The sequence below is a fragment of the Allokutzneria sp. NRRL B-24872 genome (assembly GCF_002155965.1).
GTDB lineage: Bacteria > Actinomycetota > Actinomycetes > Mycobacteriales > Pseudonocardiaceae > Allokutzneria.
In genome coordinates this window covers 1-16,473 of record NZ_MUMH01000112.1, presented here as the reverse complement: position 1 = coordinate 16,473, position 16,473 = coordinate 1, and the positions used below count along the sequence as shown (strand labels likewise).

Sequence of the window (16,473 nt, the reverse complement as noted above, 5' to 3'; positions counted from 1 at the left end):
AAGCCTACGTTCACGGACCGCCGGAACGGGGCAGCACGGCGGGAGCGCTGAGCGCGAGCACCACCGCGGGCAGCACGAACGCCGCGCCGTGGCTGAGGTGGTAGACGGGGACGAGCGCGGCGGGGGAGAGCGCTCCGCCGAGGAAGCGCAGCGACTGCACCACCGAGATCGCCCCACCCCGGTTCCCGCCGTGCGAGGTCAGCACGATCGCGTTGAGGCCGACCAGCATCAGCTGCGTCGCCGTGCCCGCGAAGGCCCACGCGAGCGCGACCGTCGGCAGCCACGGCAGCACTCCGACGGACACCACGAGCACGCCGCCGACGAGCGCGCCCACCAGGACGCAGCGCGTCGAGCCGAACCGGTCGACCGCCCGGCCCACCGCGCGCGCCGTCAGCAACCCGCACACGCCGAAGCCGGTCAGCAGCGCGCCCCGGGCTCCCGCGCCCAGCTCGAAGGTGTCCACGAGCCGCAGGGAGACCAGGAAGGACAGCCCGCCGAGGCAGCCCCAGCACACCATCGCCACGAACCCCGAGCGCAGCACGCGGGGCCGCCATGCGCTGCGCAGGCTCGGGCGGCTCGTCGATTCCCCTTGCGGCACACCGAGAACGGCCAGCGCCGCGGACACGACAGCGACCCCGACGAAGGCAAAGCGCCACGACAGCTCAGCCGCGAACCCGCCCACCAGCGGTGAGAACGTCTGCCCCGCCGCCTGCATCGAGGCGAACCACCCCAGCGCCCTGCCGAGCCGTTCCGGCGCGGTGACGGCCGCGACCGCCGACAGCAACAACGGCGTGGTGAACGCGTTCGCCGCGCCCTGAACCGCCCGCCCGGCGAGGAACAACGCCTCGGACTGGGCGAGCGCGCAGCACACCGACGCCGCCGTGTACACGACGTAGGCCAGCACCACGGTGCGCCGGGCACCCCAGCGCTCGCCGTAGGTTCCCGACACCAGCATGAGCGCCGCGAACGGGATCATGTAGACGGTCAGCGACGCCGAAGCAGCCCCGGCCGAGACGCCGAACGCCTCGCCCAGTTCGGGCAGCATCGCGGTGACCACTCCGCCGCCGAAGGGCCCCAGGAACCCGCCCGCGTACAGCCCGGCCGTCAGCCAGGAGGACCTCACAGCCCCGGTCGTGGTGGCCCGTCCCCGCCCCACCGCCTGCGCAGGTAGCGCTCGAACTCGGCGGCGATCGCGTCCCCGCTGGCCTCGCTCAGCTCGGTGAGCTTGGTGTCCTCGTCACCGCGCTCCTCCAGGGACCGGACGTAGTCGCGCACGTCCTCGTCCTCCTCGGCCATCTCGCTGACCGTCTGCTCCCACTCCTCGGCCTGCTCCGGCAGCGCGCCGAGCGGGACCTCCACGTCCAGCACGTCCTCGACGCGGTGCAGCAGCGCCAGCGTGGTCTTGGGCGCGGGCGGCTGCGAGACGTAGTGCGGGACCGCGGCCCAGAAGGAGATCGCGGGCACCCCGGACTGCACGCACGCGTCCTGGAACACGCCGACGATCCCGGTCGGGCCCTCGTAGCGCGAGCGCTCCAGCGAGTACCTGGCCGCCGACTCCGCGTCGTAGGCCGTCCCGGTCACCGGCACCGGGCGCGTGTGCGGGTTGTCCATCAGCAGCGCGCCGAGGGTGATCACCGTGGTGATCTCCAGCTCGTTGACGTAGCGCAGCAGCTCCGCGCAGAAGGCGCGCCAGCGCATGTTCGGCTCGATGCCGTGCACCAGCACGATGTCGCGGTCGGAGCCGGGCGGGCGGCACACCGACAACCGCGTCGTCGGCCACTCGATCCGCCTGGTCACCCCGTCGACGTTCTTCACCGACGGCCTGCTGACCTGGAAGTCGTAGTACTCGTCGGGGTCGATCTCGGCGAGCGGGGCCGCGTCCCAGATCAGCAGCAGGTGCTCGATCGCGGTGCTCGCCGCGTCGCCGGCGTCGTTCCACCCCTCGAACGCCGCCACCATCACCGGGTTGTTCAGCTTCGGCAGCCCGCCCGGGTCGCCGGTGGCCCCGTGTGCGCCGCTCGTGAGGTCTGGATCTGTCACCGCGCCAGCCTACGACCCCGCACCGACCACTTTGTCCACCGCCGCCACAACCCGCGCGCCTCATGCGCTGAATGACTCATTGAGGTACTTGAACGGACTGAATGAGTCATTGAGGACGCTCAACCACACAAATGAGTCATTCAGCACGTTCGGTCCCACTGGGCGGACGCCGGTGTCCTCAGCGTGGGCTCGCCCGAGGTGCTGCCACTACGCTCGGGGTATGGCCGATCGCGTCGCATCGCCGTTTCTCGACGTCCTTGACCAGCGCGTTCTGGTCGGCGACGGGGCGATGGGCACCATGTTGCAGTCGTGGCCGCTGACCCTGGAGGACTTCCAGGGGCTGGAGGGCTGTAACGAGGTGCTCAACGTGACCCGGCCCGAGGTCGTGGCCTCGGTGCACCGCGCCTACTTCGAGGCAGGGGCCGACGCGGTGGAGACCAACACCTTCGGCGCGAACTGGGCGAACCTGGCCGAGTACGACTGCCCCGAGCGGATCTTCGAACTGGCCGAGGCCGGGGCCAGGATCGCGCGCGGGGTCGCCGACGAGTTCGCCACGGCCGAGCGCCCCAGGTTCGTGCTCGGCTCGATCGGGCCCGGCACGAAGCTGCCCACTCTCGGCCACGTGCGCTTCGCCAAGCTCCGCGACGCCTACCAGGAGCAGGCGCGGGGCATGCTCGTCGGCGGCGTCGACGTGATGCTGGTGGAGACCTGCCAGGACCTGCTGCAAGCCAAGGCCGCGATCATCGGCTGCAAGCGGGCCATGGCCGAGCGGGGCCGCGCCGTCCCGATCATCGCCCACGTCACCGTGGAGACCACCGGCACGATGCTGGTCGGCAGCGAGATCGGCGCCGCGCTCACCGCCCTCGAACCGCTCGGCATCGACCTCATCGGCCTCAACTGCGCCACCGGGCCCGCCGAGATGAGCGAGCACCTGCGTCAGCTGTCCAAGCACTCCCGCGTCCCGCTGTCGGTGATGCCCAACGCGGGCCTGCCGCAGCTCGGCCCGGACGGCGCGGTGTACCCGCTCGGCGCGGACGAGCTGGCCGAAGCGCTCGCGGGCTTCGCGACGGAGTTCGGTGTCCGCCTGCTCGGCGGCTGCTGCGGCACCACCCCCGAGCACGTGCGGGCCATCGCGGAGATCGCCGGAGACCTCACCCCCGCGCGCCGCCGCCCCCGCCCGGAGCCGGGCGCCTCCTCGGTGTACCAGGCGGTGCCCTTCCAGCAGGACGCCTCTGTGCTGATGATCGGCGAGCGCACGAACGCCAACGGCTCCAAGGCCTTCCGCGAGGCGATGCTCTCCGGCAAGCTCGAGGACTGCGTGGAGATCGCGCGCGGCCAGACCCGCGACGGCGCGCACATGCTCGACCTCTGCGTGGACTACGTCGGCCGCGACGGCACCGAGGACATGTCGGAGCTCGCGGGCAGGCTGGCCACGGCCTCGACGCTGCCGATCATGCTCGACTCGACCGAGCCGGAGGTGCTGCGCGCGGGCCTGGAACGGCTCGGCGGGCGCAGCATCGTCAACTCCGTCAACTACGAGGACGGCGCGGGCCCGGACTCGCGCTTCCAGCGGATCATGCGGCACGTCCAGGAGCACGGCGCCGCCGTCGTCGCGTTGTGCATCGACGAGCAGGGCCAGGCCCGCACCGCCGAGTGGAAGGTCCGGGTCGCCGCGCGGCTGATCGAGGACCTCACCACCAACTGGGGCATGCGCGTCAGCGACATCGTGGTGGACACGCTGACCTTCCCGATCTCCACCGGCCAGGAGGAGGTCCGGCGCGACGGCGTCGAGACCATCGAGGCGATCCGCGAGCTGAACCGCCGCTTCCCCGAGGTGCAGACCACCCTCGGCCTGTCCAACATCTCCTTCGGCCTCAACCCCGCCGCGCGCCAGGTGCTCAACTCGGTGTTCCTGCACGAGTGCGTCCAAGCCGGGCTGACCACAGCCATCGCGCACTCCTCGAAGATCTTGCCGATGGCGCGCATTCCCGACGAGCAGCGCGCGGTCGCACTCGATCTCGTCCACGACCGCCGCCGCGAGGGTTACGACCCGTTGCAGCGCTTCATGGAGCTGTTCGATGGCGTCACCGCGTCCTCCTCAAAGGAGACCCGCGCGCAGGAGTTGGCCGCGCTGCCGCTGTTCGAGCGGCTGGAACGGCGCATCGTCGACGGCGAGCGCAAGGGCTTGGAGGCCGATCTCGACGCGGCACTGGAGCAGCGCCCGGCCTTGCAGATCATCAACGACACGCTGCTCGGCGGCATGAAGACCGTCGGTGAGCTGTTCGGCTCCGGGCAGATGCAGCTGCCGTTCGTGCTCCAGTCCGCCGAGGTGATGAAGGCCAGCGTCGCGCACCTCGAACCGCACATGGACCGCACCGACGATGACGGCAAGGGCAGGCTGCTGCTGGCCACCGTCAAGGGCGACGTGCACGACATCGGCAAGAACCTGGTGGACATCATCCTGTCCAACAACGGCTACGACGTGGTGAACATCGGCATCAAGCAGCCGATCAGCACCATCCTGGACGCCGCCGCCGAGCACGGCGCCGACGTGATCGGCATGTCCGGGCTGCTGGTCAAGTCCACGGTGATCATGAAGGAGAACCTCCAGGAGATGAACTCCCGAGGAGTGGCCGTGCGGTGGCCGGTCCTGCTCGGCGGCGCCGCGCTGACCCGCTCCTACGTGGAGAACGACCTGTCCGAGGTCTACCAGGGCGACGTCCGCTACGCCAGGGACGCCTTCGAGGGCCTGCGGCTGATGGACGCGATCATGGCGACCAAGCGCGGCGGTGCTGATCCCGTTCTCTCCCAGGAAGAACTGGCCAAGGCCGCCGAGCGCAGGGCCCGCCACGAGCGCTCGCGCCGCATCGCCGAGCAGCGCAGGGCCGCCGCGCCCGAGCCCGCCGCCGACCTCGGGCGCTCGGACGTGGCGGTCGACCTGCCGCTGCCGAGCCCGCCGTTCTGGGGAACCCGTGTGGTCAAAGGCGTTCCGCTCGCCGACTACTCCGCGCTGCTGGACGAGCGCGCCACCTTCCTCGGCCAGTGGGGCCTGCGCGGCAGCCGCGGCGGCGACGGCCCGAGCTACGAGGAGCTGGTGGAGACCGAGGGCCGCCCGCGACTGCGGTACTGGCTGGAGCGCCTGTCGACGGAGAACATCCTCCAGCACGCCGCGGTCGTCTACGGCTACTTTCCCGTTGTGGCAGAGGGAAACGCCGTGCACGTGCTGACCGAACCGCGTCCCGACGCGCCCGTGCGGCACACCTTCGAGTTCCCCCGTCAGCGCCGCGACCGCAGGCTCTGCATCGCCGACTTCCTCCGCCCGCGCGAGCTCGCCGTCGCCGCCGACGAGGTCGACGTGCTGCCGTTCCACCTCGTCACCATGGGCCAGCCGATCGCCGACTTCGCCAACGAGCTCTTCGCCAAGGACGCCTACCGCGACTACCTCGAAGTGCACGGGCTCGGCGTTCAGCTGACCGAAGCCCTCGCGGAGTACTGGCACAAGCGCATCCGCGAGGAGCTGGTCTGGCCCGACGGCGGCACGGTCGCCGCGGAGGACCCCGACGACGTCGAGGAGTTCTTCAAGCTCGGCTACCGCGGCGCCCGCTACTCCCTCGGCTACGGCGCGTGCCCGGACCTGGAGGACCGCGCCAAGCTCGTCGACCTGCTGGAGCCCGGCCGGATCGGCGTCGCCCTGTCCGAGGAACTGCAGTTGCACCCCGAGCAGTCCACCGACGCCTTCGTGCTGCACCACCGCGAAGCCAAGTACTTCAACGCGTAGAGGAGAACACCGTGACCAGACCGTCCTTTGTGGACGGCCCGGCGGCCGTGCTGTGGGACATGGACGGCACGCTCGTGGACTCGGAGAAGATCTGGGACATCCCGCTGGCCGAGCTCGCGGTCCGCCTCGGCGGCGAGCTGTCCGCCGAGACCAGGGCGGAGATGGTCGGCTCCAACCAGGAACGCACCCTGCGCCTGCTCTTCGCCGCACTCGGCCGCCCGCCCGAGCCCGCCGCGCTCACCGAGGCCGGTGACTGGCTCATCGCGCGCACCGGTGAGCTGTTCGCCGCCGGGCTGCCGTGGCGCCCCGGCGCCCCCGAGGCGCTGCGCGCGATCCGCTCCAGCGGCGTCCCCACCGCGCTCGTCACCTCCACCGTCCGCGAGCTGACCGAGATCGCCCTCGACACCATCGGCCGCGAGCACTTCGACCTCACCGTCTGCGGCGACGAGGTCACCAACCCCAAGCCCGATCCGGAGCCCTACCTGACCGCCGCCGCCCGCCTCGGCGTCGACATCACCCGCTGCGTCGTCGTCGAGGACTCCCCGACCGGGGTCACCGCCGGAGTCGCTTCCGGAGCCACCGTTCTGGTGATTCCCTGCGACGTCCCGGTGAATTCAGGCGAACGCCGGATATTCCGCGAATCGCTTGTCGGAGTGGACCTCGCCGAATTGACCGCGCTCCTGTCCCGCTGATTCTCCCGATCTGCTTTCCTGGTTGCGGGGAGCGCACAGGGGGAGGGCTGGACGATGTCCGGATCAGGGACGGCACCGGGGGCTGACCAGGGTGGCCCGTACGCGGAGTCAACGATAATTCCGCAGGTCAGCGTTGGTGGCGTGGGTTCGAGTGGTGGCTACACCGTCGATCCCGACGGCGCCCCGCGCCTCATCCGCGCCTTGCGCGAGGCGCGAGACAAACTGGCGAGCCTCGGCAGGCTCCAGGAGCAGTTTGGGCATGTGCCTATGCCTGTTGATCCGTACAGCATCGCTGCGGTGGAGGCGATCAAACGACGACTCGGGCCAGAGCCCGGGGGATACGTGTGGGCGAACACAGCAGCGATCGTGCAACTGGACGCTTTGATCGCGAAGTTGGAGGCGTCACTGAAGATCTATCGGGACGCCGAGGAACGGAACCGTCGCCGGTTCGGTCGGGGGGTGTGATGCGGCGTCGCCTGTTGTGCTTCACGTTCGTTCTCGTGGTGTCGGGCTGCAGTCAGGTCATGGCGGGACAGCCAACGGAAGTCGTCAGCGGCCCCGGCGGCTCGGGCCCGCCGCCGTTCACACAACCCGTCCTGTCCTACGACAAGTTCGTTTCCAGGCCCTGCGATCTGCTCTCGCGAGAGCAGTTGGCGTCGATCGGCATCATCACCGACCCAGGCAAGGTCTCGGCGTACCCCCTCGGTCCCAACTGCGCGTGGGAGGCCGACAAGTCGATGGACACCGGTATCGCGGTCACGCTGTTCGTGAACGGCGCTGGCCTGGTTCCTGCGTACCAGCGCCAGCGCAGTGATTGGGGCTACTTCGCGGAGATCACGATCGGTGGTTACCCGGCGATCAACACCGACAACAAGACGCCGATCGGGACCACGACGCCGGAAGCCACTTGTTTCACGACCGTGGGGATCGCTCCGCTGGTCGCTTATCAGGTGGCCGTGTCGGCGCACAGGCCGAATGCGGACTACGAGCAGCCGTGCAAGCCTGCGGACAAGGTGGCGTTGTGGGTGTTGGAGAAGCTGAAGGCGGGGGGCTGAGCGGTGTTCACCAAGACCATCGCAGGGGAGGACTGACGATGTCTGGATCGGGGATGACACCGGGGGCTGGCCAAGGCGGTCCGTATGTCGAGTCGGCGGAGATACCGCAGGTCAGCGTTGGTGGTGTGGGTTCGAGCGGCGGCTACACCGTCGATCCTGACGGAGCTCCACGTCTCATCCGGGCCTTGCGCGAAGCACGAGCCAAGCTGACGAGCCTGCGCAACCTTCACTATCAGTTTGGGCATGCGCCTCTGCCTCATGACCCTTACAGCATCGCTGCGGTGGAGGTGATCATGAAGAGGCTGGGGCCCGAGCCCGGCGGCTACTCGTGGGCGAACGAGGGAGCGATCGCGCAGTTGGATGGCTTGATCGCGAAGTTGGAGGCGTCGCTGAAGATCTATCAGGACGCCGAGGAGCGGAACCGTCGCAGGTTTGGTCGGGGTGTTTGATGCGAGGACGCTGGTTGTGCTGCACGTTCGTGTTGGTGGCTGCGGGTTGCGGTCAGGCGACGGTGGGGCAGCCGATGGAAGTCGTTCGCGGCCCTGACAGCACCGTTCCGCCGCCGTTCACGCAGCCCGAACTGTCCTACGACAAGTTCGTTGCCAGGCCCTGCGATCTACTCTCGCGAGACCAGTTGGCGACGATCGGCATCATTACGGATCCGGGCAAGGTGACGTCGTACCCACTCGGCCCCAACTGCACGTGGGAGGCCGACAAGTCGATGGACACCGGTATCTCGGTCACGCTGTTCGTGAACGGCGCTGGTCTTGTTCCGATTTACCAGCGCCGCGACTGGGGCTACTTCGCGGAGACCACGATCGGTGGGTACCCGGCGATCAACGGTGACAACAAGACGCCGATCGGGACCACGACGCCGGAAGGCAGCTGTTTCACGACCGTGGGTATCGCTCCGCTTGTCGCCTATCAGGTGGCTGCGTCTGCACACCGGCCGAACGCGGACTACGAGCAGCCGTGCAAGCCCGCGGACAAGGTGGCGTTGTGGGTGTTGGAGAAGTTGAAGGCGGGGAGCTGAGCGGTGTTCACCAAGACCATCGTGGGTGAGGCGCGGCCGGCGGGCTACGACTCGCAGACGATCTACAACTGGTTCCACGGAGGGCCGGGGCCGCAGGCCGCGTGCTCGATCGCGGAGGACACGCTGAAGCGGATCACCACGATCCACGCGGAGGTGCACAGCATCCTCAAGGCGGGGGTCGAGGAGTCGCGGGCGTTCTGGACGGGCGGCGCCGCGGAGTCCGCCAGGGGCGGGATGAGCCCGATGGTGGCGTGGGCGGACGGGATCAAGCAGGTCGCGGACGGTACGCAGAAGCAGGTGGCGCTGTTGCGCGACGCGTTCTTCCGCGCCAAGAACAGCGTCGAGCCGCCGAGCCCGGTCCCGGACACGAAGCAGTTCACGGTCGGGCTCAGTGGAGCTCCCGACGCGTCGCAATACGTGAAGACGATGCAGCGGTGGGTGGCGAACCTGGAGCACAACGTCCGGGTGGCGGAGGGCTACGGGACGAGCTCCAACACGGCGGTCCAGGCGATGCCGGAGTTCAGCCCGCCCGGCGGCGCGGGCGGAGAGGTGAAGCCGCCGGAAGCGCCGCCGCGTGATCCGAGCCCTCCACGCCTGCCACCAGAAGGACGCGGTCCACGAGGCGGCGGTGGCGGTGACCTGGGCGGAGGCTGGCAAGGGGCCGGAGGAAGCGGCGCGGAACAGGGCGGCACGGGACAGCGCGGCGAGTCGGAGAGCGCCTCCTTCGTGCCTCCTCCGCCGCAGCACGGCCAAGCGGGCCCGCAGCCGTGGCGACCGGAATCCGGGGGCCAGAGCGGTGCCACGGACCAGGGGCTCGGCGGAGCGATCGGTGGCCTGGGAGCGATGGGCGGGCTCGCGCTGGGAGCAGGTGGAGCTGGCGACGCGGGGAGCGCCAGGGGCGCGGGCGGCAGCAGGCTGGGCGCAGGACAAGCAGGACAAGCAGGACAAGCAGGACAAGGCGCCGGGCGCGGCACGCTGGGCGAAACGGGGCGCGGAGAGACCGGGCGCGGTGTCGCGGGGATGACCCCGGCGGCACGGGCAGCGGCGAAGCCGGGCGGAGCGCCCATGGCGGGGCCGATGGGCGGGCAGGCGGGTGGCGCGGAGGACGAGGAGCACCAGCGCCCGTCGTGGTTGGTGGAGGTCGACGACGTGTTCACCAACGACATGCAGAAGGTCGCTCCGCCCGTCATCGGTGAGGAGCCCTGAACATGCGGGTGACGATTTCCGCGCTGGCCTTCGACGTGCTGTGGCAGTGGCACGGCCTCGGCACGAAACCGCCCGCGCTGGCGATGGTGCCCTCGCCGGGCAGAACGGCCCAGGAGCGGCAGGAGTTGGAACAGCTGGCGTGGCGGGAACTGGAGCCGCACGGCGATCTGGCGGCGGAGATGTCGTTGCTGCGCGCGCCGTCGGTGGAGTACTCCGGCTGGTTCGGCGGCGTGGAGCGGAGCTGTTCGGCGCACGTCGCGGCTGGTCAGCGGGCCGCGCTGCGCGTGGTGGTGGAGCCGGGGCACGTCACGCTGGAGACGGCTCCCGCCGAGCGGGCGGCGGAGGTGCTGGTCTCGGCACTGCCCCCGATGCCGCCGGGGCGAGGCGGGGTGGTCTCGGTGCCCGAGCGCCCACGCGCACGGGATTCGCTGCTTGTCCAGGCGCATCCCGAGGAGCTGGAACTGCGGCGCTGCCGGTCGCTGCTGGAGAGCCCGAGGAGCGGTGGCGGCCTCATGCTCCGCACCACGCGCGAGGGCATCGGCGCGTCGGTGCACTACTTCGACACCGGAGGCGGGCGCTACCTGTGCGTGCGACGGGCCGACGCCGCCGGGGACCCCTGGCTGGTCGTCGGTCCCGCCGCCGCGAGCGACCTGGTCAGCCGCCTGCGCGCCGCATGATCTCCTGGATCACCTCGGTCTTGGCGTCGGCGTAGTTCTGCACGTACTTCCACGTGCGCCCGGCCAGATCGCGCTTGGTCCGCTCGTACAGCTCCCGGTCGGAGTCGTTGGCGCGCAGGTGGTCGCGGAAGCGCGTCATCCGCTCGATCTCTGAGCACCCCGCAGTGAACACGTGCAGGTTGACGTTGGTGTCCGGCCCCTTGAACATGCGGTGCTCGAACCACTCCGGCTCGCGCACCCGCAGCACGTACCCCGCTGCCTCCATCTGCGGCACGTAGGCGGCCTCGTCCGCGGAGTCGACGACCGCGACGGTCATGTCGATGATCGGCTTCGCGGCCAGGCCGGGCACGGACGTGGAGCCGGTGTGCTCGGCGAGGACGAACGCGTCGCCGAGCAGCGACCGCAGGCGTTCCGCCTCCCGCTCGAAGAGCGCGGGCCACTCGGGGTCGTACTCGGCGAGGGTGATCGCCGCGTTGTGCGTGGGGTCGAAGTCCACGTTCGCGGCGATGATCTCGGCGTCGCTGGACGGGGTGGTCATGATCGAGTTCCTTCCTGAGGGCAGTCGACCAGAATAACCCGGGTGAGGCCGACCACCCGAGGCAGCCGTTCGGTCTAGTGGGATGAAAGGATTCAGGGCGTGAAGACGTTCGACGCGCTGTTCGCGGAGCTGACGGAACGGGCAGCCACCAGGCCGGAGGGCTCCGGCACGGTGGCCGCGCTGGACGCCGGTGTGCACGCGCAGGGCAAGAAGGTGCTGGAGGAGGCGGGCGAGGTCTGGATCGCCGCCGAGTACCAGTCCGACGAGCAGCTCTCCGAGGAGATCTCGCAGCTGCTCTACCGCCTGCAGGTGCTGATGATCGGCCGCGGCATCAGCCTCGACGACGTCTACCGCTACCTCTAGACCCGAAACCCCAGCAGCGAACAGGGAGAAGAAACGATGTTGCGTGTCGCTGTGCCCAACAAGGGCACACTGGCCGGTGCCGCCTCCGAGATGCTCACCGAGGCTGGCTACCGGCAGCGGCATGAGCAGCGCGACCTGACCGTGCTCGACCCGGTCAACGAGGTCGAGTTCTTCTTCCTGCGCCCCAAGGACATCGCCATCTACGTCGGCTCCGGCGAGCTGGACCTGGGCATCACCGGCCGCGACCTCGCGCTGGAGTCCGGCGCGCCGGTCGCCGAGTCGCTCTCGCTCGGCTTCGGCTTCTCCACCTTCCGCTACGCGGCGCCGAGCGGGCGCGAGTGGAAGGTCGGCGACCTGGAGGGCAAGCGGATCGCCACCGCCTACCCCCGCCTGGTCCGCACCGACCTGGCCCGGCACGGCGTCACCGCCGCCGAGGTGATCCGCCTCGACGGCGCGGTGGAGATCTCCATCCAGCTCGGCGTCGCCGACGCGGTCGCCGACGTGGTCGGTTCCGGCCGCACGCTGCGCCAGCACGGCCTCGTCGCCTTCGGGGACGAGATCTGCCGCTCCGAGGGCGTGCTCATCGAGCGCGCGAACTCGCCAGCTTCGGCGGAGAAGTCGCAGCTGGCCGGCCGGTTGCAGGGCGTGGTGTTCGCCCAGCAGTACATGATGCTGGACTACAACTGCCCGCAGGACCTGCTCGACGCGGCGGTGGAGATCACGCCCGGCCTGGACTCGCCGACGATGTCCCCGCTGGCCGACCCGCAGTGGGTCGCGGTGCGCGCCATGGTCGCCCGCAAGGACGCGAACCTGGTGATGGACCGGCTGATCGCGTTGGGGGCCAAGGCGATCCTGGTCTCCGACATCCGCTCCTGCCGGCTGTAGGCACTAGCCGAGCCGCCACACCGCCGGGGTGCGCACCCCCGGCCTGATCTCGCCGCTGGCCACCACGGGGTGCCCGTTCCAGAGCACCGCGGGGGTGGTCGCGGGCGGCGGGCCGGGGAAGTGCCCCGCGGTGTGCCAGGAGTTCCGCGCCGCGTCGTAGCGCAGCACCTCCGGGGTGAACCCGGTGTGGTGGTCGTAGATCCAGGTGATCACGTCGTTGTGCTCGTGCCAGCGCGGGGAGTCCTTCGGCTCGCGGTCGCGCAGCGCGGTCTGCTCCTGGATCAGGTTCCACCGCGCCAGATCGCGGTCACCGCCGAGCACGAGCAGGCCGCCCTCGCCGGGGAAGGCCAGCCCGGCCGTCACGCACCACGGCAGTTCGGCGAGGCGTCGCCAGCTCCGTCGACGTGGCGAGTAGGCGTGCGCGTCGCGGTAGAACTGCCAGCCCGTTGTCGTCTGCGCGCGCCCGCTGAGCAGGTAGAACCGTCCGTCGTGGGCCGCGCCCACCGCGACCGAGCGCGGATCGCCCTGCCAGGTCGGCAACGTCCGCCAACCATCACCAGGCCGGGCGAGGTCGAGCGCGTAGAAGTCCGCTCCCTCGGCCACGTGCACGACGTCGTCGACGATTCCGGCGACGCCGTAGGACATCGGGCGCGGCAAGGGGGGCAGCTGCTCCTGCTCGATCGCGTGCCGCCGCGAGTTGTAGCGCAGGTAGAAGACCTCAGCGAACTTCCGCACCGGTGCGAGCGCGGAACCGCTTGGGCCACCAGGGAATCCTTCGCCGCCGATGACGAGGACCCCGCGTTCGGTGCTCAGGCACGCGGAATAGGCGATGCTGTTGGGCAAGCGGAACGTCGTCGGCAGCCAGGAACCGTTGGGCGCCATGACGAACACGTCGTTCCAGTAGACCTTGCCGAGCTCGTTGCGCCGGTTGGAGGTCTTCGCGGGCTCCGGGAAGTTCGCGCCGCCCGCGACGATCAGGTGCCCCGCGTGCGCCCCCGCGACCGGACCGGCGAGGCCGAGCTGCCGCCAGTGCGGTTCGCCGACGGGGATCGCCGGATGCCACTCGGTCGGATTCGGCGGCAGCGGGGCGAGTCGCGCCCAGTCCGCACGGCCAGCGGGCTCCGCCGCCGCGGTGCCCGGGGTGAGCGGCAGCAGCGTGGCCATCGTCGCGAACGCGCGCCTGCTGAACCCGACCATGCCGCCTCCTCCAGACATAGGACGTGGGATGGCCAGCGCGCAGGCCAGAGCGTCGTCCGGTCCGGGGCAAGCCCGGCGGGGCTCAGCAGGAGGGGGCTTCGCGGCCTTCGCCGAGCGCGGTGAGCGCGGCGACGGCCTCGGTCAGGGTGCTCACCCTGACCAGGCGCAGGCCGTCCGGAACGGTCTGCAACGCCTCCTTGCAGTTCTCGGCAGGGGACAGGAAGGCGGTCGCGCCGATCTCCTTGGCAGCGACCATCTTCATCCGGATGCCGCCGATGCCGCCGACCGCGCCGTCCGCCTTGATCTCGCCGGTGCCCGCGACGGACTTCCCCTTGAGCAGGTCGCCGGGGGTCAGCTTGTCCACGACGGTCAACGCGAAGATCAACCCGGCCGAGGGGCCGCCGATGTCCTTGATCCCGACGGAGACCGTGACCGGCGAAGCGGGCTTGAGGAAGGCGCGCGCCGCGTCCTCGGCGACCGACTGCGAGCCGGTGAACGCCTTGGTGTTGTCCTGCTGGACCTGCTGGAAGGTCTTGTCCGGCGGGAAGATCTGCTCGCGCGGGGCGAGCGCGAAGCGCGAGGAGGCCCACATCCGCGCGGCGTCGTAGAGGGTCAGGTCGTCGGTGACCGAGACCGTCGGCAGGTACAGCGAGCCCGTCGTCGGGAAGGTGGGCGCTCCGGTGACCTCCACGACCGGTCTGCCGTCCACCGAGGCCAGGGTGTCCCGGATCTCGCCGGGCCCGAGCGCCACGTACGGCACGGTCAGGGTGGTCGAGCCGAGGGCCAGTCCCGCGGCCAGCAACGCACTCAACACCAAGGTCACGACGCGGCGGCTCACGCTCCACACGCTACAAGCACCGCACGTGAAGTCCCTGCCGAGGTCTGGCGGTCCACAGTGGAGCCGAGCGGGCGGGGGCCTGCTGGACCCCCGCCCGTCAGCTCAGGGCATCGGTCCCGGTGGAACGGTCGGGCTGGCCTGCGGGGTGCTGGTCAGCGTCGCCGATCCGGCCGGTGCCGCCGCGGTGCGCACCAGGCTCGGGCTGTCGCGGTCGCCGATGGTCGCCGAGCCGATGGAGGTCAGCAGCGACAGCACGGCCGCCATGCCCGCCGCCGACGCCGCGGCTCCCCACGGCGCGTCCAGCAGTCCGACGGAGTTGGCCGCGAGCACCGCGACCGCTGCCTGCGCGAAGGTCTTGATCGCGCGCTCGAGTGCACCGAGCCAGAACAGTTTCGTCCACATAGGAGTGTCCTTTCTCCCTTTGTGCCGTTACCGTTTTCAGTGCGCGGTCAGCTGATCGAGCTCGACCATGCACAGGTTCAGGTCGACGGGTCCGTCGATTCCCGGCAGCCGTCCGGTGTCGCTGTACTGGTGCGCGCACACCTTGTCGGTGAGGTAGCCGGGCTGGCCGGGCGGGCGCCCGTAGTGGGCGACCCAGAGCCGCACGCCGTCGTCCAGCCAGTGGTCGGGGTTGAGCTTGTCGCGGAACCAGCTGGTGCTGGCGTAGACCATGATCTGGTTCCGGCCGGTGATCCTGCGGGTCTCGGCGATGAAGACCCGCACCCACTCGGCGAGGTCGCCGCCGTTGTCGCGCTCGATGTCCAGGCAGGGCGGCAGGTTTCCCTCGCCGCCGAGGCCGCGCGCGTTCAGCTCGGTGGCGAAGTGCTCGGCGTCGGCCTCCGGTGGGTTGGTGTCCGGCCGGGCGAAGTGGTAGCCGCCGACGGTGAAGCCGACCGAGCGGGCCGCGTTCAGATGTGCGTCGAAAACCGGGTCCACATAACCGATTCCCTCGGTCGCCTTGATGTAGGCCCACTCGTACCCGGCGTCGCGGACGCCGTACCAGTTCACGTCCTGATGTCGTGAGACGTCGATTCCAGAGCTCATTCGCCCTCCCCCGAGACAGCGATTGGGGTGCCATTCATGGATACCTTGGCACCACCCTCGCCGAATACCGCCTACCGAGGGGAAAGGCCGCACTTTCGCGCGGTCGTCAATCCGCCCGATCGGCCATCGTCTCGGTTCCGGCGTCGGGTTCCGGCCATCCGGGGTAGGGCGGGGGAGTGCCGCCGAAGGACGGGCACAGCGCCTGGTGGTCGCAGAAAGCGCACAGTTTTCCGGGATTCGGCCGGAAGTCGCCGGTGCGCCCGGCGCGCAGGATCGCCTGCCAGATCGCGTCGAGGGTGCGCTCGAAGCGCAGCAGTTCCCCTTCGTCGGGGGTGTAGGCCAGGTTCTGCCGGTCGGCGAGGTACATCAGCAGCAGCTGCCTCGGCACGACTCCGCGCAGCCGCCAGAGCACCAGCGCGTAGAACTTCATCTGGAACAGCGCCTTGGCCTCGCCGATCTCGCGGGGCGCCGCGCCGGTCTTGTAGTCCACGACGCGGATCTCGCCGGTGGGCGCCACGTCGATGCGGTCGATGTAGCCGCGCAGCAGCACCCCCGACGGCAGCTCGGTCTCCACCAGTTGCTCGCACGCGTCGGGTTCGAGCCTGCGCGGGTCCTCCAGCAGGAAGTAACCGTCCACAAGGGACTTCGCCGAGTCCAGCCACTCCGCGAGTTCGGGGTCCTCGGAGCTCTCGAACATCTCCGCCAGCAGTTCCGGGCGCTCGGTCAGCAGGTCGGCCCAGGACGGTTCCACGAGCCCCTTGGCGGTGTCCGGCACGCGTTGCCGCGCGGGCATCCCGAAGAGCCGCTCCAGCACGGAGTGCACGACCGTGCCGCGGACCTGTGCCCTGGTCGCCTTCTCCGGCAACCGGTCCACCGCGCGGAAGCGGTACAGCAGCGGGCACTGCTTGAAGTCGCTGGCCCGTGACGGCGACAGCGCCGGCCGCCGAACCGGCCGCCGCGCCCCGCGTTCCTCCGCCGGGCTCCCCGCCGCCGGATTCCCCATCTCAGCCGGGGCCGCCGTCGGAGCCGGGCCCGCCGGTCCGGACGTCTCCTCCGGCGCGGAACCGGCTGGGGGGTCGTTCGCGATCTCCGCCACGCCCCGCACCCTAGGCCAGACCCCCGACAAG

General features: G+C 70.3%; 18 protein-coding genes. 10 read left to right on the top strand and 8 right to left on the bottom strand.

Going from position 1 to position 16,473, the window contains the following annotated elements; translation table 11 throughout:
• Positions 1–10: 10 nt before the first annotated feature.
• Entirely contained in the window at positions 11–1,123 is a 1,113-nt protein-coding gene (locus tag CCN37_RS26715; protein ID WP_210408218.1) for an MFS transporter, read from the bottom strand.
• On the bottom strand, positions 1,120–2,040 hold the full coding sequence (locus CCN37_RS26710) for a PAC2 family protein (RefSeq protein ID WP_371505080.1): 921 nt from the start codon (positions 2,038–2,040) through the stop codon (positions 1,120–1,122). Before CCN37_RS26710 ends, CCN37_RS26715 begins: the two co-directional genes overlap by 4 nt.
• Before the next feature lie 220 nt (positions 2,041–2,260).
• Between CCN37_RS26710 and metH the strand changes: the two genes are divergently transcribed.
• The 8 genes from metH (at position 2,261) to CCN37_RS26675 (ending at position 10,481) form a co-directional block, all read left to right on the top strand.
• Positions 2,261–5,818, top strand: coding sequence for a methionine synthase (gene metH, locus CCN37_RS26705; RefSeq protein WP_086825981.1), 3,558 nt, complete (start codon positions 2,261–2,263; stop codon positions 5,816–5,818).
• An 11-nt stretch (positions 5,819–5,829) separates the two neighbouring features.
• Positions 5,830–6,510: an HAD family phosphatase gene (locus CCN37_RS26700; RefSeq protein WP_246843336.1), complete on the top strand. Its 681-nt coding sequence runs from the start codon at positions 5,830–5,832 to the stop codon at positions 6,508–6,510.
• A gap of 141 nt (positions 6,511–6,651) precedes the next feature.
• The gene (locus CCN37_RS26695) at positions 6,652–6,975 is read left to right on the top strand and encodes a hypothetical protein (RefSeq protein ID WP_086825980.1); all 324 of its coding nucleotides are present in this window, start codon (positions 6,652–6,654) and stop codon (positions 6,973–6,975) included.
• On the top strand, positions 6,975–7,565 hold the full coding sequence (locus CCN37_RS26690) for a DUF3558 domain-containing protein (protein WP_086825979.1): 591 nt from the start codon (positions 6,975–6,977) through the stop codon (positions 7,563–7,565). The genes CCN37_RS26695 and CCN37_RS26690 overlap by 1 nt, the downstream gene beginning before the upstream one ends.
• A gap of 38 nt (positions 7,566–7,603) precedes the next feature.
• Entirely contained in the window at positions 7,604–8,014 is a 411-nt protein-coding gene (locus CCN37_RS39230) for a hypothetical protein (RefSeq protein WP_143261826.1), read from the top strand.
• Positions 8,015–8,043: 29 nt separating this feature from the next.
• Complete coding sequence (locus CCN37_RS26685) at positions 8,044–8,598, top strand: DUF3558 domain-containing protein (protein ID WP_210408217.1); 555 nt, start codon at positions 8,044–8,046, stop codon at positions 8,596–8,598.
• Positions 8,599–8,601: 3 nt separating this feature from the next.
• Complete coding sequence (locus CCN37_RS42190; protein ID WP_086825977.1) at positions 8,602–9,804, top strand: hypothetical protein; 1,203 nt, start codon at positions 8,602–8,604, stop codon at positions 9,802–9,804.
• A gap of 2 nt (positions 9,805–9,806) precedes the next feature.
• Positions 9,807–10,481 (top strand): ESX secretion-associated protein EspG, encoded by a 675-nt coding sequence (locus tag CCN37_RS26675; protein ID WP_086825976.1) that lies wholly within the window; start codon positions 9,807–9,809, stop codon positions 10,479–10,481.
• On the opposite strand, the gene CCN37_RS26670 is transcribed toward CCN37_RS26675, so the two are convergent.
• Positions 10,459–11,019 carry a GrpB family protein gene (locus CCN37_RS26670; protein WP_086825975.1) on the bottom strand — a complete coding sequence of 187 codons (561 nt, stop codon included), beginning with the start codon at positions 11,017–11,019 and terminating at the stop codon, positions 10,459–10,461. The two genes, CCN37_RS26675 and CCN37_RS26670, sit on opposite strands and share 23 nt — an antisense overlap.
• Positions 11,020–11,118: 99 nt before the next feature.
• Here CCN37_RS26670 and CCN37_RS26665 point away from each other — a divergent pair, with 99 nt between their 5' ends.
• Positions 11,119–11,382, top strand: a complete 264-nt coding sequence (locus CCN37_RS26665) for a phosphoribosyl-ATP diphosphatase (RefSeq protein WP_086825974.1) — start codon at positions 11,119–11,121, stop codon at positions 11,380–11,382.
• A 36-nt stretch (positions 11,383–11,418) separates the two neighbouring features.
• Entirely contained in the window at positions 11,419–12,267 is an 849-nt protein-coding gene (gene hisG, locus CCN37_RS26660; protein ID WP_086825973.1) for an ATP phosphoribosyltransferase, read from the top strand.
• Between the two features lie 3 nt (positions 12,268–12,270).
• Here the strand turns inward: hisG and CCN37_RS26655 are convergent, their stop codons facing one another.
• The 5 genes from CCN37_RS26655 to CCN37_RS26635 all read right to left on the bottom strand — a co-directional run bounded on the left by CCN37_RS26655 (position 12,271) and on the right by CCN37_RS26635 (position 16,349).
• Positions 12,271–13,464, bottom strand: a complete 1,194-nt coding sequence (locus CCN37_RS26655; protein ID WP_086825972.1) for a galactose oxidase — start codon at positions 13,462–13,464, stop codon at positions 12,271–12,273.
• Positions 13,465–13,546: 82 nt separating this feature from the next.
• The gene (locus CCN37_RS26650; RefSeq protein ID WP_143261825.1) at positions 13,547–14,302 is read right to left on the bottom strand and encodes a PDZ domain-containing protein; all 756 of its coding nucleotides are present in this window, start codon (positions 14,300–14,302) and stop codon (positions 13,547–13,549) included.
• A 102-nt stretch (positions 14,303–14,404) separates the two neighbouring features.
• Positions 14,405–14,704, bottom strand: a complete 300-nt coding sequence (locus CCN37_RS26645) for a holin (protein ID WP_086825966.1) — start codon at positions 14,702–14,704, stop codon at positions 14,405–14,407.
• Positions 14,705–14,740: 36 nt separating this feature from the next.
• Positions 14,741–15,346: a glycoside hydrolase family 25 protein gene (locus CCN37_RS26640; RefSeq protein WP_086825963.1), complete on the bottom strand. Its 606-nt coding sequence runs from the start codon at positions 15,344–15,346 to the stop codon at positions 14,741–14,743.
• 106 nt (positions 15,347–15,452) lie between these two features.
• On the bottom strand, positions 15,453–16,349 hold the full coding sequence (locus CCN37_RS26635) for a RecB family exonuclease (RefSeq protein ID WP_086826004.1): 897 nt from the start codon (positions 16,347–16,349) through the stop codon (positions 15,453–15,455).
• Positions 16,350–16,473 lie beyond the last annotated feature (124 nt).